This is a genomic window from Neobacillus sp. Soil_C_43, from assembly GCF_057656715.1.
On record NZ_JBDGJV010000008.1, the window covers coordinates 63,315 to 86,729 of the forward strand.

The 23,415-nt window shown below is 38.7% G+C and carries 18 protein-coding genes; 14 read left to right on the forward strand and 4 right to left on the reverse strand.

Features of this window, described 5'->3' with window-relative positions; translation table 11 throughout:
- Window positions 1-36 precede the first annotated feature (36 nt).
- Both AC3A54_RS12385 and secA read right to left on the reverse strand, forming a co-directional pair.
- A complete protein-coding gene (locus tag AC3A54_RS12385; protein ID WP_487654680.1) occupies window positions 37-1,008 on the reverse strand; it encodes a phosphotransferase enzyme family protein in 972 nt (323 codons plus the stop codon).
- Window positions 1,009-1,078: 70 nt separating this feature from the next.
- Window positions 1,079-3,589 carry a preprotein translocase subunit SecA gene (secA, locus tag AC3A54_RS12390; RefSeq protein ID WP_487654772.1) on the reverse strand — a complete coding sequence of 837 codons (2,511 nt, stop codon included), beginning with the start codon at window positions 3,587-3,589 and terminating at the stop codon, window positions 1,079-1,081.
- A gap of 843 nt (window positions 3,590-4,432) precedes the next feature.
- Between secA and AC3A54_RS12395 the strand changes: the two genes are divergently transcribed.
- The 8 genes from AC3A54_RS12395 to AC3A54_RS12430 all read left to right on the forward strand — a co-directional run bounded on the left by AC3A54_RS12395 (window position 4,433) and on the right by AC3A54_RS12430 (window position 14,846).
- Window positions 4,433-5,683: a cytochrome c3 family protein gene (locus tag AC3A54_RS12395; protein WP_487654681.1), complete on the forward strand. Its 1,251-nt coding sequence runs from the start codon at window positions 4,433-4,435 to the stop codon at window positions 5,681-5,683.
- Window positions 5,684-5,711: 28 nt separating this feature from the next.
- Complete coding sequence (locus AC3A54_RS12400; RefSeq protein WP_335544135.1) at window positions 5,712-6,875, forward strand: cytochrome c3 family protein; 1,164 nt, start codon at window positions 5,712-5,714, stop codon at window positions 6,873-6,875.
- Window positions 6,876-6,996: 121 nt separating this feature from the next.
- Window positions 6,997-7,707: a tetratricopeptide repeat protein gene (locus AC3A54_RS12405; protein WP_335544136.1), complete on the forward strand. Its 711-nt coding sequence runs from the start codon at window positions 6,997-6,999 to the stop codon at window positions 7,705-7,707.
- A gap of 16 nt (window positions 7,708-7,723) precedes the next feature.
- Window positions 7,724-8,686 carry a 6-bladed beta-propeller gene (locus AC3A54_RS12410; protein ID WP_487654682.1) on the forward strand — a complete coding sequence of 321 codons (963 nt, stop codon included), beginning with the start codon at window positions 7,724-7,726 and terminating at the stop codon, window positions 8,684-8,686.
- 101 nt (window positions 8,687-8,787) lie between these two features.
- Complete coding sequence (locus AC3A54_RS12415) at window positions 8,788-9,903, forward strand: cytochrome c3 family protein (RefSeq protein ID WP_335544138.1); 1,116 nt, start codon at window positions 8,788-8,790, stop codon at window positions 9,901-9,903.
- Between the two features lie 268 nt (window positions 9,904-10,171).
- Window positions 10,172-11,449: a cytochrome c3 family protein gene (locus AC3A54_RS12420; RefSeq protein WP_487654683.1), complete on the forward strand. Its 1,278-nt coding sequence runs from the start codon at window positions 10,172-10,174 to the stop codon at window positions 11,447-11,449.
- Between the two features lie 185 nt (window positions 11,450-11,634).
- Window positions 11,635-12,819: a cytochrome c3 family protein gene (locus tag AC3A54_RS12425; protein WP_487654684.1), complete on the forward strand. Its 1,185-nt coding sequence runs from the start codon at window positions 11,635-11,637 to the stop codon at window positions 12,817-12,819.
- A gap of 224 nt (window positions 12,820-13,043) precedes the next feature.
- The gene (locus AC3A54_RS12430) at window positions 13,044-14,846 is read left to right on the forward strand and encodes a cytochrome c3 family protein (protein WP_487654685.1); all 1,803 of its coding nucleotides are present in this window, start codon (window positions 13,044-13,046) and stop codon (window positions 14,844-14,846) included.
- 49 nt (window positions 14,847-14,895) lie between these two features.
- Here AC3A54_RS12430 and AC3A54_RS12435 read toward each other — a convergent pair whose 3' ends face one another.
- Window positions 14,896-16,833: an SEC-C metal-binding domain-containing protein gene (locus AC3A54_RS12435; RefSeq protein ID WP_487654686.1), complete on the reverse strand. Its 1,938-nt coding sequence runs from the start codon at window positions 16,831-16,833 to the stop codon at window positions 14,896-14,898.
- Window positions 16,834-17,090: 257 nt separating this feature from the next.
- Here AC3A54_RS12435 and prfB point away from each other — a divergent pair.
- Window positions 17,091-18,192, forward strand: a protein-coding gene (gene prfB, locus AC3A54_RS12440; protein ID WP_335544143.1) for a peptide chain release factor 2 whose coding sequence is annotated in 2 segments (ribosomal slippage) — window positions 17,091-17,162 and window positions 17,164-18,192 — 1,101 coding nt in all. Because the reading frame shifts where the segments join, the coding sequence is not laid out codon by codon here.
- Between the two features lie 115 nt (window positions 18,193-18,307).
- Here prfB and AC3A54_RS12445 read toward each other — a convergent pair.
- Window positions 18,308-18,640 carry a hypothetical protein gene (locus AC3A54_RS12445; protein WP_487654687.1) on the reverse strand — a complete coding sequence of 111 codons (333 nt, stop codon included), beginning with the start codon at window positions 18,638-18,640 and terminating at the stop codon, window positions 18,308-18,310.
- A gap of 231 nt (window positions 18,641-18,871) precedes the next feature.
- Here AC3A54_RS12445 and AC3A54_RS12450 point away from each other — a divergent pair, with 231 nt between their 5' ends.
- The 5 genes from AC3A54_RS12450 to AC3A54_RS12470 all read left to right on the forward strand — a co-directional run bounded on the left by AC3A54_RS12450 (window position 18,872) and on the right by AC3A54_RS12470 (window position 23,349).
- Window positions 18,872-19,738: a YitT family protein gene (locus AC3A54_RS12450; RefSeq protein ID WP_335544145.1), complete on the forward strand. Its 867-nt coding sequence runs from the start codon at window positions 18,872-18,874 to the stop codon at window positions 19,736-19,738.
- 52 nt (window positions 19,739-19,790) lie between these two features.
- Complete coding sequence (gene cccB / locus AC3A54_RS12455) at window positions 19,791-20,132, forward strand: cytochrome c551 (protein WP_308082495.1); 342 nt, start codon at window positions 19,791-19,793, stop codon at window positions 20,130-20,132.
- Between the two features lie 265 nt (window positions 20,133-20,397).
- Window positions 20,398-21,084: a cell division ATP-binding protein FtsE gene (gene ftsE, locus AC3A54_RS12460; RefSeq protein ID WP_487654688.1), complete on the forward strand. Its 687-nt coding sequence runs from the start codon at window positions 20,398-20,400 to the stop codon at window positions 21,082-21,084.
- Window positions 21,074-21,967 (forward strand): permease-like cell division protein FtsX, encoded by an 894-nt coding sequence (gene ftsX, locus AC3A54_RS12465; protein WP_335544147.1) that lies wholly within the window; start codon window positions 21,074-21,076, stop codon window positions 21,965-21,967. Before ftsE ends, ftsX begins: the two co-directional genes overlap by 11 nt.
- A gap of 101 nt (window positions 21,968-22,068) precedes the next feature.
- Entirely contained in the window at window positions 22,069-23,349 is a 1,281-nt protein-coding gene (locus AC3A54_RS12470) for a murein hydrolase activator EnvC family protein (protein ID WP_487654689.1), read from the forward strand.
- Window positions 23,350-23,415: the final 66 nt, after the last annotated feature.

The window sequence follows — 23,415 nt, forward strand, 5'->3', positions numbered from 1 at the left end:
CTCCTTGGCGCACCTTTTTGATTTTTTACAGATAAGTTAACTTTTGTATAATTCCCTATCCTGTGCAAGATCCTTAAGAAACTGACTAAAGTTAGTTGAGTTTATCCAGTTCCTTCCCCAAACATCCTCATTTTTCAACATCGTTCCTAGCAGCCAAATTCTCCGTACCGATATAAAATAAGGCAGACTACTGATGTCTTCTTCGGACATGTTCCTTTGCATTAAATACCCATTCAAAAATGCATCCCAACAAGCTTTCTCAACAGCACGGTAATTATTTTTTAAATTCCACCAAAAGACGGCTATATCATAGGCACGGTAGCCGAAACCACAGCAATCAAAATCAAATACCTCCAGTTGTTGTTTATTTAAGTGCATGTTAAAGTTGTGAAAATCTCCATGGCAAAATCCGTATTCCAGCTTGCTTACTCTCAGTTTTATTCCTAAGTTCGTAACCATCTCATAAAAAAATTGTACTTGTTCCGTTTTTAAATGCCTTTCCAATAATGGCTTTATTAAAGAAGCTGGCTCCGCTAATAAATGGTTGATATCCAATTCAAAACTTCTTTGATTTGAAGAAATAAATGAGCTACTCTTTTGGTGTAGTTCGGCTAATGCTTTCCCTAGAATGTGACAGTTTTCCTCGGTTATTTCAGGTCTATCTCCAGGTGAATAAGTAAATAAAACCCCATATCTGTCTCCTTCGGGTGATTGGATGCCAACGATCCTGTTCCCTTCCATTGTTTTAACTGGAGTAGAAACGAAGATACCCTCATCCTTTAGCCAATTAATCGTATCTAGTTCGAAAAGAATATCTGATTCACTTCGCCAATTATGTCGGTAGACTCGGTAAATATACTTTTTGTTTTGGGTTGAAATAACGTATGTATCGTTTAATCCTCTCGTGAGAAATTCACAGCTAATAACACTCAAATCATAATCGTTTAATAACCCTCTTACGGATTGAGCTGAGAGAAGAGAGTGGGTGACTTTGATTTTTTTATCCATCTTTACCTCCGGACTTTGTAGGGATAGTAAAAAGAGGACCGACGATCATTCGTCGGTCCTCAGAACAAGATTACTTCGCTGCTCCACAGCAGTTTTTATATTTCTTACCGCTTCCGCATATACATGGATCGTTGCGGCCGATATCCATTTGATTGACTTTAGGCTTTTTCTTAACGGGTTCGCCGTCTTCTTTCGGATTTACCGCTTGACCTTTTGCTACCTCTTGGCGCTCAAGGTTGTTGCGAATTTCAGCCTTCATGATATACATAGCTGCTTCATCTTCAATCGATTGAATCATTGCCTCAAACATCGCAAAGCCTTCATGCTGGTATTCACGGAGCGGGTCAATTTGACCGTATGCACGTAAGTGAATTCCTTGACGAAGCTGATCCATTGCATCAATGTGATCAATCCACTTGGAATCAACAGCTCTTAATGTAATAACTTTTTCAAATTCACGCATTTGCTCTGGAGAAAGGATTTGCTCTTTTTCATCGTAGCGCTCCTTCACTTTAGCAAAAATTGCGTCGACTATTTCATCTGGGTCTTTACCTTTCAAATCATCAAGAGTGATGTCACCTTCATGAAGGAGGGTTGCATGGACATACTCAACAATGGCTTGAAGGTCCCATTCTTCCTCATCCTCATGACGAGAGGCGTGGACATCTACATTACGTTGAATAGAGTTAAGAATCATTTTCTGCACAATATCACGAAGGTCTTCAGACTCTAATACTTCATCGCGCTGGCTGTAGATGATTTCGCGTTGCTGACGGAGAACATCGTCATATTGTAAAAGCTGTTTACGTGCATCAAAGTTGTTGCCCTCTACACGTTTTTGAGCAGACTCCACTGCACGAGAAACCATTTTACTTTGGATTGGCTGGGTATCATCCATACCAAGACGTTCCATCATGGCTTTCATATTATCAGAACCGAAGCGACGCATCAGCTCGTCTTCCATTGATAAGTAGAATTGGGTAACACCAGGGTCTCCTTGACGTCCGGAACGTCCACGGAGCTGGTTATCAATGCGTCGGCTTTCATGACGCTCCGTACCGATAACGGCTAGACCGCCTAACTCAATTACTCCTTCGCCAAGCTTAATGTCCGTACCACGTCCGGCCATGTTAGTCGCGATGGTAACAGAACCTTTATGGCCTGCTTCGGCGATAATTTCGGCTTCACGTTCATGGTTTTTCGCGTTCAATACATTGTGGCGGATACCTTTTTTCAATAAGTACTTGGAAATAAGCTCAGATGTTTCGATCGCTACGGTACCAACTAAGACCGGTTGTCCCTTTTGATGACGTTCAGCGATATCCTCAACAACGGCACGGAATTTACCATCCATCGATTTGTAAATCAAATCGGCGCGGTCGTCACGGGCAATTGGTCTGTTCGTTGGGATGACGATAACATTCATATTATAAATATTACGGAATTCTTCTTCTTCTGTTTTCGCTGTCCCTGTCATACCGGCTAATTTTTCATACATACGGAAATAGTTCTGGAATGTAATTGTAGCCATGGTCATGCTTTCGTTTTGAACCTCGAGGCCTTCTTTAGCTTCAATAGCCTGATGCAAGCCTTCGCTGTAGCGGCGGCCCTTCATCAAACGGCCTGTGAACTGGTCAACGATAATAATTTCGCCATCCTGCACCACATAATCAATATCAAGGTGCATGCTGACATTTGCTTTTAATGCCTGGTTAATATGATGGTTCAACGTAACTTGAGCCATATCAAAAAGGTTTTCAATTCCGAAGGCTTTTTCAGCTTTGCTGATTCCTTCTTCTGTCAGCATAACGCCTTTTGTCTTTTCATCGTACGTATAGTCAGTGTCTTTTGTCAGCATTCGGACAAAAGCATTGGCTTGAATATAAAGAACAGCTGATTTTTGAGCTGAGCCTGAAATAATCAATGGTGTACGGGCTTCATCAATTAAAATGGAGTCGACCTCGTCAATGACCGCATAAAAAAGCGGACGTTGTACCTTTTGCTCCTTATAAAGGACCATATTGTCACGTAAATAGTCAAATCCCAATTCATTGTTTGTACCATAGGTAATATCAGCGGCATATGCTGCCTGTTTTTCTTCCTTATCCATGCTGTTTAAGTTCAAGCCAACGGTTAGGCCTAGGAATTCATATAGCTGACCCATCTCAGTCGCGTCACGGCTTGCTAGGTATTCGTTGACAGTTACAACGTGTACGCCTTTACCAGAAAGAGCATTCAAATAAACAGGCATGGTAGCCGTTAAGGTTTTACCTTCCCCTGTCTTCATCTCCGAAATGTTTCCTTCATGGAGAGAAATACCCCCCATTAGCTGCACATGGTACGGATATAGCCCAAGAACACGACGGGCACCTTCGCGAACAATGGCAAAAGCTTCTACTAATAAATCATCAAGCGTTTCGCCATTTTGATAGCGTGCTTTGAATTCTTCAGTTTTTTCACGAAGTTGATCGTCAGTCAACTTTTCAGTTTCTGCAGCAAGTGCATCAATTTTCACGGCAAGCTTGTCTAATCGCTTCAGTTCACGCTTGTTCAGATCAAACACTTTATTTAAAATCCCCATATCAGATGAACGCTCCTTTTTATCGAGACTAATACGTATTTTTTTAAATGGCTCTGTTAAACTATCCTGTTGATTTCCGCTCCAGGCACTTCGCTTTCCGTGGGTGTTTCGGCGAGCCTCCTCGGCGCATGCGCCTGCGGGGTCTCCCCTGAACCATACTCCCACAGGAGTCTTCGTGCCTTCCGCTCCAATCAACAGGGTGTAAAAATCAACACTGTTCTTTAACACAGCCTTAAAAATCATTCTGTCAAAAATATTCGATAATTTCCTTTTTCATCTTACCACTTCCACTATAGAGTGACAACATTGTTAGCGTGGAAGCAAATTTTGTCATTCTACTATTATATCTCTTTCACAGCAGAACTTCTATTTTGAAGGGTTCGGTTATTTGTCATATTTGACAATCTCATGGCAATAAATCATAAAGCTATTTCAATATGAAAACGGAGCAAATTGTTTTAATTGAAATCTGAATAAAATCGTTTATTTATGTATAATTATTTAACTTTATGCAAGTTACTACTGTTTGCATAGTGATAACTAAAGGCTTGATATAACAATGTTTTCCTGTTGTTTTTAGAGTTAATAAATTTGTCACAGGTGTGTAGAAATATTCACAAATTGTACATTGGAATATACTCTTACAATGTTAGATACTACCTTTAGAGAGGTTAATCTGGAAATTAAATAGAGAAACAATCCAAGATGGGAAGGGTGAGTAAAGTGGCCATTTGGGGGAAAAAGAAGAATCAAGAAAATAATCCCGAGACTAGAGAGAATAGAAAAAAAGGCCCAATACGAAGACTTTGGCAAATGTTCCGAAGTATAGATTGGAAGAATCCAGTGAACAGGTGGAAACTGCTATTTGTTTCACTTGTAGGCTGTATTGTCGTTTTTGGAGGAGGTTATGGAGTCCTTTCGTTAACAAACTCTCCGACTTTCTGTGCAAGCTGTCACGAAATGGCACCAGAGTACTCCTCATACACAGCCAGTGCGCACAATCAAATCACTTGTGTTCAGTGTCATATTAAGCCGGGTACGATCAACATGTTGACTCACAAAATGAAATCAATGAAAGAAGTTTATTATCACGTCACAGGTGTCCCAAAACAAATTGTTCAAACAGAGGAAGAAGCTGTTTCAAATGAAAACTGTTTACAATGCCACTCGAAAAACCGATTGGTAACAGCTTCCGGCGATTTAAAGGTTAATCACAAGAAACATATTGATAAAGATATTCCTTGTATTACCTGTCATGCTGGTGTTGTACACGCAAAGATGGCCACTCGTGGAATCAACATAGAAGAAGCACGCGGCCATTGGACTAAGGAAAGTGCACAAAAATTGATGGAAAAGAAATACTTGAGACCTAATATGGGTTCATGTATTGACTGTCACGACAAAGTAAATAACGGTGAAGAGCCATGGAAAGATGTAGCGTATAACGTGCCTCCAAATCCAGAAGAAATGGAGAAAAAACTAGAAGAGAAAGAAAAAGCGGGATCTAGTGAAGCTTCAAAAGAGGATGAGAGTAAAGAAGTAACGACAGCTGAACATGATCAAAAAACACAAGAGATTATTTTACAAGCTATCGGAAAGCAAAAGAAAGATGTAAAGATTTCGATGGAGTGTAAAACCTGCCACAAGCAAACGGACATACCTAAAACGCATAAGAATGTGGATTGGAACAGCAACCACGGCACAACAGCTGTAAAACAGCTAGATAAATGTGTGAACTGTCACCAGGATTCTAAATGGGTTAGAGAAATTCCAAAAGAAGATATTCTTTCTATATTGAAAATGGGTGATCAAAAAGAAAAATATGTTCCAAATTTGACCATTGTTAAAGAGCAAGCAAGAACTAATAAATTCTGCAGTGCTTGTCACGCAGATCGTCCAGATAGTCATGGTGAAAGCAATCAATGGTTGACGTCACATGCTGTCAAAGCAAAAACAGCCGAAATGAAAGCAGAGTGTTTCGTTTGCCATGATCGTGAGAAAGCAAAAGCAGATTCAACTAACGCAAAAGCTCCGACAGATGTTTATTGTGAATACTGTCACCGTACAGGCTTCAAAGATGATAAGAAGAACTAAGGGAAAATGTTAATGAGGAGGGAAAACAATGGAAGAAGAACATAAAGACAACACCTCCCCTCCACGGACTCGCTACAAAGTATATAAATATTTAACGGTAGCACTGCTATTTATCGTCGTCTTTTTCTCAATAGGACTCATAGGAGTGGAAACGACTTCGAGTTCCAGTTTTTGCTCCTCGTGCCATGAGATGAAGCCGGAGTATTATACGTGGAAGGCGTCCACACATAGCGAAGTGGATTGCGTTAAGTGTCATATAGGTTCAGGTACAGAAGAATATGCAAAAGCAAAAGCAAACGGACTTCTGCAGGTTTATAGGAAAGCAACTCAAACATATACTGCCCCTATTCGAATGCCTAAAGAAATACCTGATAGTGCGTGTGAGAGTTGTCATGATGTGTCAAAGCGTGATGTCACAGCATCTGGGGACATCATTATTCCCCATGATAAGCATAAAAACAAAGATATTGAATGTATCCAATGCCATAGTGGTGTTGCTCATGGCAAAATCGCCGATAGAAAAATGACTTTCCAAACGGATTACCAAAAATGGGATAGTAAAACAGGTAAGACCGCAATGGCTGATTTGAAATTTATCCGTCCGGATATGGACACGTGTATTGAATGTCATAAGGCTCGTAAAGTCACAAATGAATGTTCAGCATGTCACAAGACGGGGATGATTCCAAAGAGCCATAAAGAGGCAGACTTTAAAACAAAAACACATGGAAAGCAAGCAGCTGAAGATCTAAAGAAGTGTAATCAGTGTCATAACGAGATGTCAAAAGTACCATTAGAAGGCTATGGCGATGTATCGGTGGTTGCAAGTTTCCTTAATAAGGATAATGCACTTGCTAAACAAAAGAACCATTATAACTACGCAAAAGAAAATACCTTCTGTCAAGATTGTCATAATAAGCGACCTACCAGCCATGATAGTAATTTTTATAAAAATCATGGAACCATTGCGAATAAAAGCCAAGAAACATGTAAAGCGTGTCATGATACGAAAAAGACTAATACACCAGGTGGTAATCAGGTAGTTTGTTCTTCATGTCATCCTAGCAGCCATAGTCAAAAGCAAGGTTGGAAGGAACGACATCCTATTTCATTGGATGGTGTTAAAGGGCCATCAGCGAAGTGTTACACCTGCCATTCTAAACCAAGTTGTGAAAAGTGCCATAAGGAATAGGGTTATATTTATATAGAAATATCTGTGAAAGTCACCTCTGATCGTGTTTATTAGAAATATTTCTTTTAAAAAAACGGTCAGAGGTTATCTTGAAAAAACTGCGAAATTCGAGGTGGGTATTATGGAAGCTAAAGAGCTGCCAATCAATCCAGAACTAGAAATAAATGAAAGAACGAAGTTGAAGAAGGAAAAAAACAAGTATTTTACTAAATTACAAGCTTTATTAATCTTAGTTGCAACCTTAGTTATCAGTTTAGGTGCAGGCTACTATATAAGTGATCACTATTTATGGTCCAAAACAAATCAAGCAAGAATTGATCAGCAGATTGATTATTATCAAGGATTAGTAGATTCAGAGCCGAACAATCCCGAGCACCATGTAAATCTAGGCTACTCCTACTTTTTAAAAGGTGAAAATGATGATGCAATCAAACAAATGAAAGTGGCAACAGATTTAGACAGCAAATACTTTGGTGCCTACTTCAATCTAGGACTTGTCTATCTTGATGAAAAAAGATACAACGATGCATTAAAACAGGCCCAAAAGGCAGTTGAGCTTGGACCTCGTAATTTTAAAGCCCATTTATTACTTGGTATGGTATACCGAGATTTGAAGATGTATAAAGACGCAAATGAATCTCTTAAAGAGGCTCTTAAGATCATGCCTACTAACACAGATGTTATTACGGAAATTGGCAGAGTAGCAGAAGATCAGGGTGAATATAAGGACGCAGAAAAATTTTTCAAAGAGGCTTTAACGTATGATCCGCTATACAAACCAGCAACTAAAGGCTTGGAGAGAATTGCTGCGAAAGTCAAAGACAACAAATAGAAGGAGCTGAACAACCTTGAAAAAGAGAACTGTTTATATATTAATGAGTAGCATTGTCGCACTTTCAGTTGCCTTCTTCGCAACAGTCTATTTTTTAAATTTAGATTCTAAAATAAAACCGATTGTGGCAAAAGTTGATCCAAGTGCAACGCCAGTATATACGAATGCATTGTATGGTGACTTTAACCAACCATTAAATAAACCAATGGATGTAACAAAAATTGGTGAATTTGTTTATGTAAGTGATACAAATAACAAACAAGTTCAAGTGTTTGATCAATCAGGTACTTCTGTTTTTAAATTTGGAAAAGAAGGTACTAAAGAAGGCGAATTTAAATTTCCTTATGGTATCTCTGGAGATAAAGAAGGCAATATTTATGTAGCTGATATGTACAATGGCAATATTTCCATATTCGATTCAAAAGGTAAATTCATCAAATACTTTAATGATAAGGAAAAAATTCTAAAATCACCTGGTGGACTACGCATATTCGATGAAAAGCTTTATATTACCGATATTAAAGCAAACAAATTATTTGTTTTTAAATTAGATGGAAAGAAGTTACTAGAAATAGGTGGAGCTGGTGTGGATAACGGGAAATTTATCGCACCAAATGCTGTCACAATTGATTTCGATAAAAATATTTATGTGACAGACTCTGGAAATAATAGGATCCAAGTTTTCAGCAAAGAGGGTAAATTTGTCAAAATCATTAATGGTTCAAAAGATGGAAAAGGTGATCCTACTTTCTTAAATCCTAGAGGAGTTGCTGTCGATTCAAAGGGTAATGTTTATGTGGTGAACAATCTTTCACATAATATTTCTGCTTTTGATAAAGATGGAAAACAATTATTTGAATTAGGTGGAATGGGGACGGAAGACGGTCAGCTATATCTCCCAAATGGTCTCTATATTGACGATAGAGATACGCTGTTCGTAACAGATACAGTCAACCAAAGAGTATCCGTTTTCTATTAATCCTCCTTCACTCTAAGGAGGTGATGATAAAAAATTTTGTATTTTACTGTCAATCACTGTCTATTAAAAAAAGAGAGAGAAAAATTTGGGAGGTTTTTAGAATGAGTAAGATTAGAGTAGGGTTATCAACTGTTCTCATGCTGTTTTTACTAGGCATATTCAGTGCAGTAGCCTTTGCAGAAGATGGTGTGCCACCAACTTCTACGAATCCGGCACCTGGCATTCATGTAGGTGACGTGGATAACTTTGGTAACAAAAGTACACACAAAACACATGGTAATTTCCAAAACAATACTAACTCTTGTGCAAACTGTCACAGTACACACAATGGGGAAGACGATATGTTGTTAATGAAAGAAGGAGAATATGAGCTTTGTATGTCTTGTCATGATGGCACAATGGGCTTTTATGACGTGACAAAGTCTAGCGGTGCAGGAACTTTTGATGACTCACACTTAAGTTCTTCTATGCACAACGTTGACTCAAACTTACAAGTAAAAGCAGCACCTGGTGCGGTTAAGAATACATCAACAGCTGTTTTAGAGTGTTCTAGCTGTCATAATCCACACGGTTCAGCAAATGACAGGTTATTAAAAGAAACTGTTATTGGAACAGCACCTTTTGCTTACAACCCTACAACACTAGTATCTGTTCCAGTAGGTACTAAAACTATCAATCTAGCGTTAACAGATGATCCTGAATATGCAGCTATCAATGATTTAACAGGTACTGGTGGTTTAAAGATTACAAAATCAATCGGTCCAAAAGATTCACTCGATAAACAATACTATTCTCAATTCTGTTCTGCATGTCACGATGACTATTACGCTAAGAGATCATCAGGCAGACCTAGCAATGCCACTAAAACTGATTCACACGATTACCTGTTCTCACATACAACTAACTCTACTTCAAATGGTAGAAACTGTGCGGCCTGCCACTATGCGCACGGTACAGACGTGACAACTCTAACTGATGCTTTAGGTCAAAAGGTTGCAGATCTTACTAAGCCAGTTGCAGATGGTGGAAAATATGGCTGGACTCAAGAAAAGGCAGAAGCATATATGAAGGATGTAAGTGCTAAAGGCTCTTCATTGAAAAAATATACGAACATGGCTATATGTTTTGCATGTCACGCAACTAGTATTTCAACTACAGTTGATCCGCAATACATCGGTCCAGATGGTAAATTCATTGGAAGACAATATATCCGATAAGAAGGAATGTTACAGATTTTTAGAACAAGGTAGCAATATTTTTATTGTTACCTTGTTTAAAATGAAAATCGTGTAGTAATTACATAGGTTGCTATAAGCAAAAAAGTACAGATTCCGATCAAATTTACCTCCCATTGGTTGGATTTGTTAATACGGCATAATTATCGTCCTTTAAGGGGGTGATGAAAAAAGGAATAGTTGGTACAGCTTTTTTACCGTATTAAAAAAAAGAGAAAAAGAGACAGAAAGAAATGGGAGGTTTTTAGAAATGAGTAAGTTAAGGATTAGCTTATCTGCATTATTCTTGCTTGTTATTCTAAGCATGTTCGGCGCAATCGCCTCTGCAGAGGGTACGGCAGCACCATTTACACCTACTTCTACAAATCCAGCACCTGGAATTCATTCAGCCGATGTTGATAACTTTGGTAACAAAGCCACACACAGAACACATGGTAATTTCCAAAACAACACAAACGCTTGTGCAAACTGTCATAGTACGCACAACGGAGAAGATGAAATGTTGTTAATGAAGAGTGGCGAATTTGAACTTTGTATGTCATGCCATGATGGTACTATGGGTTTTTATGATGTAACAAAGGCAAGCGGAGCAGGAACGTTTGATGACTCACACTTAAATTCATCTATGCACAATGTAAATTCAGCAGTAAAAGTTAGTGCAGCACCTGGTGCATACCTTAATACATCAACTGAACAATTAGAATGTTCTAGCTGTCACAACCCACACGGTTCTGCTAACGACCGTTTATTAAATGAAACAGTATTAGGCAAAGCCTATGCTTATAATGTTAAAGGATCTAAGGGCAGCAGCCATGGACCTAGCTTTACAAAAACAACTGCTATTCCTACTGGTCAAATGGCAATTAAACTTATTCTGAAAGAAGATCCTGCGTATGTTGAGCTTAACTCACAAACAGGTACAGGATTTAAAGTGTATAAATCAATGGGTCCTGATGGAGCCAGAGACAGAATGAACTATAGTAACTTCTGTGCCGTTTGTCATGACAATTACTTAGCATCCAGAACAGCTAAAAAACCAAATCTTGATAATGGCGGTAAAGAAACAGGAATTTACACACATACAACCAACAGCCATAAAGGCGGAAGAAACTGTGCTTCCTGTCACTATGCACACGGTACAGATATTACTACATTGCAAGATTCTTCTGGAAGAACGATTGCAGACTTGCAAAAGACTGTTGAAAATGGCGGCTTAGGATTTACAGAGGATAAAGCAATGGATTACATGAAGAATATTAGCGCAAACTCTGCACTTAAGAAATTCACTAACATGTCTGTATGTTTCTCTTGTCACGCAGGTGAAGGTGAAAGCTTAGGCGGTCCGGATGCAGCAGGTAAGAATACTGCCGGTGCACCAGATACTCCACTTTATATGTATACCGCTCCAGATGGTTCACAACCTGGATGGGACGGCGTTACAAACTGGAGAACATCAACTTACGACCCTGCGTTTTCCGCAGAATTACAAGAAGTAATTGAACATTACGATAGTAAATACGGTAATTAAAAACTCGTTTTTAAACAAGGGGACAATGATCCTATTGTTCTCTTGTTTTTATCATTAATATTGTTGCGAAAATTGTAAAAAAATGAAGGTTAAGGTAAGGGGGTGGTGAAAAAATATATAGTGTTTATTTGCAAAAAAGAGATATAGAGAGAAGAGACAGAAAGAAATTGGGAGGTTTTCTAGAAATGAGTAAGTTAAAAATTAGCTTGTCTGCACTTTTGATGCTTATTTTAGTAACCATGTTCGGTGCTTTAGCTTCTGCCGAAGAAGTAAATCCACCAAAACTACCATCTAATGTTGGAACGGTAGATAACTTCGGAAATACCAATACACATAAAACACATGGTAATTTCCAAAACAACACAAACTCCTGTGCAAACTGCCATAGTACGCACAATGGGGAAGATGAGATGTTGTTAAAGAGTGGAGAATATGAACTCTGTATGTCATGCCATGATGGGACAATGGGTTTCTATAATGTTACTAAGGCTAGTGAAGCTGGTATAATCGGATCACATGAAATGAGTGCATCTATGCACAGTGTTGACTCTGATTTAGCAGTAAGTGCAGCTCCAGGTGCGTTAGCTAATAAATCCACTGCTACATTTGAGTGCTCAAGCTGTCATAATCCACACGGATCAGCTAACGATCGTTTATTAAATGAAAAAGTAGCTGGAAAACAATATGGTAACAACTATAACGTCACAATCGTTGGCTACACTGAAACAATTACTAAATTGAATCAAGTTCCAGTTGGAACAAAAGCAATTAAGCTTAATTTAGTAGAAGACCCTGCATATGCAGATATCAACAGTGCTACAGGTCTATCTGGATTAAAAATCTACAAGTCAAGTGGAATTTATAATAAGACAACTGATGCGCCAGGTTTAACTCAAGCGCAGGTTTATGATTATAAGCTGAACTATTCAGAGTTTTGTGCATCATGTCATGACGATTATTTGAAGAATAGAGAAAATGGACCTAGAGCGGATGGTGTCCACTATACTCACACAACAAACAGTACGAAACAAGGTAGAAGCTGTACAGCATGTCACTATGCACACGGTACAGACATTACTTTATTACGCGACACAGCTGGTAATACAATCGCAGATTTAGAAAAACCAGTTGATCAAGGTGGGAAATATGGCTGGACTAGTGCTCAAGCTAGAGCTTACATGAAAGATGTAAGTAAAAATGGCTCTTCTGCCTTAAAGAGATTTACAAACATGGCTGTATGTTGGGCATGTCACCAATCTACACATCAAATTGCTAATACTCCGGGAACAACAAACTATCCGAATACAACAGATTACAAAAACTACCTAGTTCCTGGTGGAGACTATTCAGGTAAATCTATTATTAAGTAATAAAAAAAGCTAACAAATAGCCCCACTATTTGTCAGCCTCAATGAATTCACGATAAACAAGGTGACAATATCACTATTGTTACCTTGTTTTTATTATTACATCGTGCCTGGAAATTGTCAAAAAACGTTAACTTAACAACGATAATTAATGTAAATTCATTTGATATAATTTAAATAAAAGAACCTTTTTTACTTAATTATGTAAAAAGAAAAGGATGAATATCATGAAAAGGATGAACTACAAACGGAAACTATTTTCATATATTGTTACATGGAGCGTTTTTTTTGGTTCCCTCCTTTTATATTCTCCTCATAACATTGCCCTTTCAGCATCTGGTGTGCCAGAAATAAAGATAACAAGCCCGGATACAGGAGCGGTGTTGGATGTTTCAACGGTTGAATTTATAGGAAGAGTTTCCGATGATCTAACTACCCCCGACAAGTTACAAATCAATGTATTTGAACAAGTAAGTGATGCACAGCAGCCTATTGATATCACAAATGATGGAAAGCTACTGACAACGCCACAAGATAACTATGCTGACTTTACTTATTCAAAGGAGTTTAGTCAGGGAGTTCACACTTTAACCTTCGTTGTCTCAGATGAAAATGGAGTGAGTAACAAGGTGGATCTTTCCTTTACGGTTGGAGATGTCTCTAAAGAACAAACAGCTCCAACTGTTAATGCTACAGATAATTCAGTACAAACATCTAATGGAACAGAATTAAATCAACTAGCTACTGAAGAAATTGGAAAAAGACCTTATATGGCAAAGATGTTTTTAGTTCCTAAAGATGCTGTGGATGACTATCAACCTGGGGAGACTGTACCTAGCAGCTTTCTACCAGCGGAAGATATGACTCGTGTACCATTGAATTATAAAATTTTAATTGATGTAAGAAGTACTGAAACATTAACAACTACTCAACCCTTGATAACGTTTTTTGGAGATATTACAGGAACAGAAAAGTTAGTCAAAACCACTAAGGTAACAGATGAAATCAACGCATATATCTATACCTTTACACCTGATAAACCGCTTGATGCCGGAGCAACCTATTACGTTTACTTAAATCCGAACTTTAAGAATAGCGCTGGAGCCCTAATTATTCCTAGATTCCTCAAGTTTACAACAAGTGCTAATTATGAAAACTATCAATTTCCTGGTGATAAGGGAAACGATGTTAGGGATCACGACTATATACATGGACCATTTTCGATTGTTACTAATACATGTTCATTCTGTCATAGTACTCATAATGGGCAGAACGTATTTCTCGAAAATGGTAAAAATGAAACAGATGGTGATGAACTATGTATGGCTTGCCATGATGGAACCAATGGTTCGCCAAGCCTAGATTCTAATTATGCCAGCAATAAGCATCATAAAGATTCTGGTGCTTCGTGCTCTACCTGTCATGATCCGCATAATCCAGGAACAAAGGAAAATCCAAATAGTTTATATAAGGGTTCGTACAATGGGCTATCACAATTGCTTGCCTATAAAAAAGCTAGTGATTCTAATGGGGGTTCTGAAGACTTTTCATTATGTTTAAGCTGTCATAATGGAAATAAAGCCTCAAATATCGAACAGTACTACAAGAATGACACGTTAGTAAGTCAATCCAGTCATAATATTGTAGCTACTGTTGATAGTGGCAGCTCCTTAAATGGTCAGCTTCCTTGTGCGGAATGTCATGAAACACATGGTTCTAAAAACATTAAGATGTTACGTTCGAACCTAGGAAATGTTCAATCGCCTAATCCATTTAGTAAAATAAGCGGCGATTGGGATTCAGCCGCAGAGCGGCAATTCTGCCTATCCTGTCATAATGATAAAACCGTTCTCTACGGTGTAACTGGTAAAGCAATCTTCGATGAAACTGGAACGGCAATTAATAGTTCCAATGAACAAACAAAACTAGGTCATAATAAGGAAAGCAGTCAAGCATGTTCCGAATGTCACAGTAACAACAAATCATTTATTGAAGCGGCACACGCACCTAAAAAGATCAAAAATCCATAAAAAAACGAGAGGAATTTCCTCTCGTTTTTTCCTTCTATCTATTGAATATCTATTTTTTTAACCACTCAGCCAGGCCATCTATTTTCTTCCACAAATGTAAATGCATATCCGCATAGACAATCGCTTCGTTTTCATCACCAAAACCATAATAGTCAGGTGGATAGGCTGGAAGTCGTTTTTTGCCGATTAAATATGGAATCACATATTTGTTTTCTTTTTTAGCTGCCTTTACCAGTAATTGAGCCTTCTTTGTAAAACCTTTTTCACTTAGCTCAAGTAAGAGTTTATTGTATGCCCCATGTGCTGTTGCCTCATCATATTGCTGCAACAGATTACTAGCCTTTTTATATTCACCTGCATCTACATAAGCTACGAACAGGGAGTAGCGAACCCCCTGGTTATCCATAGGGTTTAATTCGAGGAGATCTTCATACTGAACGATTGCCTCGTTTACATTTCCTAACAGAGATAGTGCTTCTGCATAATGCTGCTTCGCACGCATAAACGGTCTTGTTTCAGTTAATCCCCAAAAGAACCCCTTATTTTCCTTGAAAAACTCTTTACCTAGCTCTCTCTCTCCAGCCTGGATTCCTTTTTCATACATAAGGATGGCATCTTCAAGACTCTTAGTTTTTTCCGCCAGAATTACATAGGCATCGACACAATTTGGATTTAAGGCTAATGCGTTCTCAGCTAGCTTATACCGATTTTTCCCCTCCGATTGAAGTGCGTCGTATATTAGATTTCTAGCTCTTTCTTCGTCCCGTTTTGAAACCTTTCGAGCTGGCACTTTTGTTTTATTATTATTTTTCCCACCTAGATCACTAGAGTGAGGCAAGCCAGTTTCAATCGCTTCTGTAGGGCTTTTTGTAGGAAAATCAATTATGGATGCACCTTCTAGTCGCGGTATAAAGGGAGGAGAAGGATCGTTTTCTTCAGTCATAAGACCAAGCTCCATTAGTTGAGCGATATCCTCAGATAACACCCCATCTAATTCAGAAACAATAGAAGAAATACTGCGTGCATTCACTCCATATTGTTCAGCCAGCTCCTTTTGTGTGTACATCACGTTCATAGGTGCAATCGTGGTAAGTAAATAGTGCATGGCAGCAGCATATAGATTAGGGTTTTGTATTCGTTTTTGCTTTCTTTGAACATAATTAATCCATAGAATGACCCCCAGGTCTATAATGGGTGGCGGGACAAGGGAAACTAGTTTTTCTCTCAGGATGTCCACCACTTCTTTATAAACGGGGGCAGGCCATTCGATTTCATCAATTTCAAGTAATCCACCTATCATCGGCAGTTCACTCAATACTTCCAAAAAGTTGTCTGTTAAATATTCCTGTGGTGAGTCATATTCAGCATTCATGCTGCAATCCTCTATATAGGAGTAGGCATGTTCAGGCATGAGCTCTGGTAAATCAAATGCTGAAGGGAAGAAGACATAACTTTGATCGTATGGAACTAAGATTCCAATGATAAAAGAACCCTCTTTAACAGTTGGAGACAAACTTGTTACAATGGTATCGAGTTGTTCAGAACTAAGTCCGTCCTCCACCGTCAGCTTATTTTCATCAATACTGATTACCTTGCCAACGAGCGTCCTAGCAAACGTCCAGGTTTGTAAAATTTGCTTAAGCTTAGGACGTTTTATTTTACTTATTTGGCCGTGGATAAATTTTTCAATAATTGTTTCACCGTCGTCAAGACCTTCAAAGAGAGAAAACCAAACGGTATGAATCAATTCGAAAAATTCAAGCTCCTGCTCATCATCCAATTCACTCAATTCTTCAAAACTTTCAAAATCATCTTGAAGAACGTGCCCAAAGTGGTGGTAAGCATATTGAAGGATTTGTTTTTGTAGTTCGTCAATTTCGCCTTCAATGATAGTAGTGATAGGAACAGCTTCACCTGCCCCGCAGCAACGTTTATACTTTTTCCCGCTTCCGCACGGACAAGGATCATTTCTGTATATTTTCTCCATCTCACTCCACTCCTTCTATTTCTCTTTCTTATTTATGTATCGGTTTTTATCCGGTCTTTTCTTATTTATAGTACCATTTTTGACATGTTGATATATAAAAATACTTTATGAAAACCTCCCTTTTAAAGGATTTATTCTTATATTTTTGTCAATCTTTGAATTTTTTAGGGTTATCACGCTATAATGAATGAGAACTTACCAGCATAAAAAGAATAAACTTATATGAGACGCAATTATTTACTATAGAGGTGACGAAAATGGAATTAGCAGAAATTCGGAATGAACTTGAGAAAACAGCTAAAAAATTAGCGGACTTTAGGGGGTCTCTTTGACCTAGAGAATAAGGAAGCGCGGATTGCAGAGTTAGATGATGAAATGCTTCAGCCTGATTTTTGGAATGATCAAGAGAAGGCACAAACGGTCATTAGTGAAGCAAATGCATTGAAGGACCAAGTGAATGAGTTTAATGAGTTAAATGAGTCGTATGAAAACTTGGAATTAACCTATGAACTTGTGAAAGAAGAAAACGATGAAGAGCTGAGGACTGAGCTGGAAGAAGAGCTACAACAGTTAAGCGGGCGATTGAGTCAGTTTGAACTGCAGCTTCTCTTAAGTGAAGAGTATGATAAAAATAACGCTATTTTGGAGCTTCACCCTGGAGCGGGTGGAACAGAATCACAGGACTGGGGCTCTATGCTACTTCGAATGTATACACGCTGGGCAGAAAAGAAGGGCTTTAAAGTGGAGACACTCGATTATCTGCCTGGGGATGAGGCTGGGATAAAAAGTGTGACACTGGCCATTAAAGGTCATAATGCCTACGGCTATTTAAAAGCAGAGAAGGGCGTTCATCGATTAGTAAGGATTTCACCGTTCGATGCTTCTGGCCGAAGACATACGTCGTTCGTTTCCTGTGAAGTGATGCCGGAATTTAATGAGGAAATACAAGTAGAAGTACGTACTGAAGATTTAAAGATTGATACGTACCGTGCAACAGGAGCGGGTGGTCAGCATATTAACACGACAGATTCGGCTGTTCGTATTACCCATATTCCTTCAGGGGTTGTTGTAACATGCCAATCCGAGCGTTCACAGATTAAAAACCGCGAAGCCGCAATGAAAATGTTAAAAGCTAAGTTATATCAACGGGAAATTGAGCGCCAGGAACAAGAACTATTGGAAATCCGAGGCGAGCAAAAGGAGATTGGATGGGGAAGTCAAATCCGGTCGTACGTTTTTCATCCCTATTCGATGGTAAAAGACCACAGAACGAGTACGGAAAGTGGTAACGTTCAAGCGGTCATGGACGGGGATTTAGATCAGTTTATTAATGCTTATTTGCGTTCAAGAATTTCATAAGAAATAAAGCCTTTGTCGACTGTTCGACAAGGGCTTCTTTTTTGGATTTTTGCCGAACATGATGATGGAAGAGGATCTGGGGGTTTTTTAGTGGCAAGTGGTTGTGGGGGCAATATTACATCCAGTTGCCGCGCCTCATTTCTTCAGACACAACTTCAAACATCCTGTCATGGTTCTCAAGTTTGTTTTCAATTTGTCTAAAATGGCTTCTAAATTCAGACGCATTATTCTCGATGGTTTCCTTTAAGGTCTGGATACTTTCCTCCACTCTGTCTAAACGTTGATTCACACCGACAAATTGTTGGTCCATCCCCTCTAAACGTTGGTCGATGGCATCGAATCGCTGGTCCATTTTCTCGAATCGTTGGTCTATTTTCTCGAATCGCTGGTCAATTTTTTCAAATTGTTGATTCATCTGATCCATCATTTGCTTCAATAATTGTTCCATTCCTGCTCACCTCCTTAACAGCCAATTATAACATATTTTGATAATTTCTTTTCTTTTTCACAAAAGTAGTTAGGCTATAATGAAAAGCATCATACCTGCAAATGCTAATACTAATTTTAACCCTTTACCACGTCAACTTACTGGCATTTACACCATAATTTACCCGTGCTATACTCACTTTCGGTTACATGAATGAACATGGTAGAAGGAAAGATAGAGGGGAAAGTTATTATGAATATTTTAAGCAATCTAACAAAAACCTATCCTAGAACACGTATAGCTGTAGATTATGTTTTAGTTTTAATTGGCTCAGCCATTATAGCATTTGCCTTTAATGTGTTTTTGCTACCCAACCAAGTAGCTTCTGGAGGAGTAAGCGGGATAAGTACGATCCTTAAAACAGTGGTTGGTTGGGAACCGGCATATGTCCAGTGGGCCTTTAATATCCCATTATTTATTGCTGGCGTTATTCTTTTAGGAAAGCAATTTGGAGTAAAAACATTGGTAGGCACCATTTTTTTACCCATGGTCGTTTTCCTTACAAGCAATTTAGAACCATGGACACATGATGCTCTTCTTGGTGCATTGTTTGGCGGAATAGGTGTTGGCCTGGGACTAGGCATTGTATTTAGGGGAAATGCATCCACTGGTGGAACGGATCTTGCTGCTCAAATTATTAATAAGTATACAGGCTTCACATTAGGTAGATGTGTAGTGATGATTGATGGATTAATTGTCCTTACAGCTGCCATTGTGTTTGATATTGAAAAGGGTTTATATGCATTGATTGCTCTTTATGTTACCAGCAAAACGATTGATTTAATTCAAGTTGGATTTGGTAGGTCAAAAATGGCAATGATAATTACTAATAAGCAGGAAGAAGTTCGTGAAGGAATTTTGAATAAAATTGACCGTGGAGTGACAAAACTATCAGCATATGGTGGTTTTACTGACCATGAGCGGCCTGTTCTTATGTGTGTTGTCGATCAAACAGAGTTCACAAAATTGAAACATTTGGTCAAAACCCTTGATCCATCTGCATTTGTCGTTGTTATGGACGCTGCGGAGGTACTTGGGGAGGGTTTCAAACACGAATAGTCATTGGTATAATAACACATTGATGGTATTAATTTCTTGAGGGGGTATTGTGATGAAGAAGAAGCTACTAACATTGCTGTTGGGAACATCATTAGTAATGGGCCTTGCTGCTTGCGGGGGCGGCGATGACAAAACCAAAGACACAGGGAATGGCGGTACTGAAACTGCACAAGCGGGCGATGCACAAAAGATTTTTGACCAAAAATGCTCTAGTTGTCATGGTGGCGACATGAAGGGTGGAATGGGTCCAAACCTAACAAAGGTTGGATCAAAGTACTCTAAAGATGAAATTTTGGATATTCTCAAAAATGGTAAATCAGGCGGAATGCCAGCAGGTCTAGTTTCAGGTGATGAAGCAGATCAGGTGGCTGACTGGTTAGCAGCTAAAAAGTAAAGAATTAAAAACGTTCTGCAGAAGTTAGCAGAACGTTTTTTTATTTTAGTGAAATTAGCTGATTTTGTCTGATTTTGTCAGGTTTTGTATCCTTTGAAAAGAAACTGTAATATTTTTACCGCTTTTTTTAGCGATTTATGATGTTATAATAAATCTATGCGAAATTATGCACATATTGTTGTGGATTTTGGTTTGTTTTGCAAATAAATAAAGATTCTTGTCGAATATCCTTTTTTGATGAGATCTTTAACTATAGGTGATAACAATGATAGAACTACAAGAAGTATATAAAAAGTATCCGAATGGTGTTACCGCCATTAACGGGATTGACGTCCGAATTAATCAGGGCGAATTTGTTTATGTTGTCGGACCAAGTGGTGCTGGGAAATCCACTTTTATTAAAATGATGTATCGAGAAGAGATCCCTACTACTGGGACTATTATGATTAATGGCGTCAATCTAGCCAAGCTGAAAATGAAGAAGGTTCCTTTATTCAGGAGAAATCTAGGAGTTGTCTTCCAAGACTTTAAACTACTTCAAAATCTAACAGTCTATGAGAATGTTGCCTTTGCACTTGAGGTAATTGAGTCGCAGCCAAAGGTTATTAGAAAACGTGTAATGGAAGTTCTTGACCTTGTGGGTCTTAAGCACAAAATTAAGATGCTTCCTGGCGAGCTTTCTGGTGGAGAACAGCAACGTGTCTCTATTGCACGCTCGATCGTCAATTCACCTAAAATAGTGATTGCGGATGAGCCTACAGGTAACCTTGACCCTGAAACATCATGGGAAATCATGAACATCTTTGAAGAAATTAATGCGAGAGGAACAACGATTGTTATGGCAACTCATAACAGAGAAATCGTAAATACAATAAAGCATCGCGTTATTGCCATAGAAAGCGGGAAAATTGCACGTGATGAGCAAAGAGGGGAGTACGGTTATGAAAATTAGAACTGTTGGCCGTCATGCCCGAGAAAGTTTAAAAAGTATATCTAGAAATGGATGGATGACCTTTGCATCCGTAAGTGCAGTTACAGTTACTTTGATTTTAGTCGGTGTCTTTTTCGTTATTATGATGAATCTAAATAGAGTGGCACAAACCATTGAACAGGACGTGGAAATTCGCGTTCACATCGATTTTGCTGCAAATAAACAAGATCAGCAAGCTTTGAAAAGTGAGATTGAAAGAATTCCCGAAGTGAAAAGTGTAAAATTTTCACCTAAAACGAAGGAATTAGATAACCTTGTGAAAAGCTTGGGTGAGGACGGAAAAGCCTTTAAGCTTTTTGAACAAGATAATCCACTAAACGATGTATTTATCGTAAAAACGAAAAAACCGACTGACACAATGAAAGTCGCTAAGAAAATTGAAAAAGAAAATTTTGTTGCTAAGGTAAAATACGGACAAGGTAAGGTTGAAAAACTATTCAAGTTTATCAAGGCGAGCCGCAACGTAGGAATTGTATTAATTATTGGCTTGTTCTTTACTGCGATATTCTTAATCTCTAATACTATTAAAATAACTATTATTGCTAGAAGAAGAGAAATTAAAATTATGAGATTAGTTGGAGCAACGAACTCCTTTATCCGCTGGCCGTTTTTCCTAGAAGGTTTATGGCTTGGTATTATGGGCTCGATTTTGCCAATTATCCTCATTTCGATTGCGTACTACCGTGCATATGATTATATTGGTCCAAAGCTTGAAGGAACCTTCATTAAAATCCTGCCAGTTGACCCGTTTGTTTACCAGGTCTCCGGTATTTTGATGTTAATGGGAGCTTTAATTGGGGTATGGGGCAGTGTAATGTCCGTAAGAAAGTTCTTGAAAGTGTAGTCTTTTTCAGGAAGGGCCGAACGCTAGGGCCCTTCCTATTTGCTAGAGTTCAAACATAGATAAATGTTTACATATAAAGAGATGGAGGGGAGTATGCGGAAATGAGAAAATCAATGATGACGCTGACCGTTGCTGTACTGGTCGGGTTTGGAACCACGTTCGGAGGTTTTTCTACTAAAACTGAAGCGGAATCAATCTCCAAGCTAAAAGGTGAACAAAATAAAATTCAAGACCAACGTTCTGATGTAAAGACAGATATGAATGCAGCAAACGAAAAAATCAATTCATTAAAAGATCAGCAAGTAGATGTTAAAACTGAAATGAAACGCATCGATTACGCGATTGAAGATGCGACTAATAAAATAAATGAAAAAACCGCCAAGATTGAAGAAACAAAGGCTGAAATTACTAAGCTTCAAAAAGAAACAGAGGTTCTAAAGGAACGTATTAAAGCTCGTAACGAACTATTGAAGGAACGGGCTCGAAGCTACCAAGAGACAGGTGGATTGGTCAATTACCTTGATGTGTTAATGGGTTCTTCAAGCTTCAGCGATTTTATTGATCGGGCCAATGCGGTAGCAACCATAATGCAGGCCGACCAAGACATCATTCAAAAGCAAGAGGCTGACAAAAAGGAGCTTGAGGAGAAACAGGCTCAGGTAAAAAAAGATCTTGCTAATTTGGAAAAGATGGTTGCAGACTTAGAAACATTAAATCGACAATTGGCTACCCAAAAGGCAGAAAAAGATAGATTATTAGCTACTCTTGTCACACAAGAACAAGAAGAGCAAGAACACATGATGGATTTGCAGGAGCAGGAGCAAATCCTAGCATCTCAAGAGGCAGCCATTCAAAAAGCCATCAAGCTGGAGCGAGAGGCCCAAGCTAGAGCAGCAGCTCAAGCAAAGCAATCTTCTTCTAGTAGTGGAAGCTCAAGCAGTGGGGGGGGCGCTAGTTCTGGAGCAACTCCTGGTGTATCAAGTGGATACTGGACACAACCAGCGGTGGGTGTATTAAGTTCAGGATTCGGAGGCCGTGGATCAGAGATGCACTTTGGTGTTGATATTGCCAATAGAACAAAGGTGCCAATTTTAGCTGCAGCAGACGGTGTAGTTATTAAATCCTATTATTCTAGCAGTTATGGTAACTGTATATTCATCTCCCACTCCATTAATGGACAGGTATATACAACTGTCTATGCACATATGTCATCACGGATTGCTGGAAACGGAGCTGTAGTGAAAAAAGGCCAACAAATTGGTGTAATGGGTAATACAGGTGCATCAAGAGGACAGCACTTACACTTTGAACTTCATAAAGGACCGTGGACACAGGATAAGCGTTATGCAATCAGTCCAGTCGGAATTGTGCCACTGCCATAAAGAAAAAGGAAGAAGCCTCGCGCTTCTTCCTTTTTTATATCTAAAAGAGAGCTTCCCATTAACTTA

What these genes read in the sequence shown, in the direction of transcription:
- AC3A54_RS12385 (WP_487654680.1), bottom strand. Translation starts at nt 1,008, where the DNA reads ATGGATAAAAAAATCAAAGTCACCCACTCTCTTCTCTCAGCTCAATCC.
- secA (WP_487654772.1), bottom strand. Translation starts at nt 3,589, where the DNA reads ATGGGGATTTTAAATAAAGTGTTTGATCTGAACAAGCGTGAACTGAAG.
- AC3A54_RS12400 (WP_335544135.1), top strand. Translation starts at nt 5,712, where the DNA reads ATGGAAGAAGAACATAAAGACAACACCTCCCCTCCACGGACTCGCTAC.
- AC3A54_RS12405 (WP_335544136.1), top strand. Translation starts at nt 6,997, where the DNA reads ATGGAAGCTAAAGAGCTGCCAATCAATCCAGAACTAGAAATAAATGAA.
- AC3A54_RS12415 (WP_335544138.1), top strand. Translation starts at nt 8,788, where the DNA reads ATGAGTAAGATTAGAGTAGGGTTATCAACTGTTCTCATGCTGTTTTTA.
- AC3A54_RS12420 (WP_487654683.1), top strand. Translation starts at nt 10,172, where the DNA reads ATGAGTAAGTTAAGGATTAGCTTATCTGCATTATTCTTGCTTGTTATT.
- AC3A54_RS12425 (WP_487654684.1), top strand. Translation starts at nt 11,635, where the DNA reads ATGAGTAAGTTAAAAATTAGCTTGTCTGCACTTTTGATGCTTATTTTA.
- AC3A54_RS12430 (WP_487654685.1), top strand. Translation starts at nt 13,044, where the DNA reads ATGAAAAGGATGAACTACAAACGGAAACTATTTTCATATATTGTTACA.
- AC3A54_RS12435 (WP_487654686.1), bottom strand. Translation starts at nt 16,833, where the DNA reads ATGGAGAAAATATACAGAAATGATCCTTGTCCGTGCGGAAGCGGGAAA.
- AC3A54_RS12445 (WP_487654687.1), bottom strand. Translation starts at nt 18,640, where the DNA reads ATGGAACAATTATTGAAGCAAATGATGGATCAGATGAATCAACAATTT.
- AC3A54_RS12450 (WP_335544145.1), top strand. Translation starts at nt 18,872, where the DNA reads ATGAATATTTTAAGCAATCTAACAAAAACCTATCCTAGAACACGTATA.
- cccB (WP_308082495.1), top strand. Translation starts at nt 19,791, where the DNA reads ATGAAGAAGAAGCTACTAACATTGCTGTTGGGAACATCATTAGTAATG.
- ftsE (WP_487654688.1), top strand. Translation starts at nt 20,398, where the DNA reads ATGATAGAACTACAAGAAGTATATAAAAAGTATCCGAATGGTGTTACC.
- ftsX (WP_335544147.1), top strand. Translation starts at nt 21,074, where the DNA reads ATGAAAATTAGAACTGTTGGCCGTCATGCCCGAGAAAGTTTAAAAAGT.
- AC3A54_RS12470 (WP_487654689.1), top strand. Translation starts at nt 22,069, where the DNA reads ATGAGAAAATCAATGATGACGCTGACCGTTGCTGTACTGGTCGGGTTT.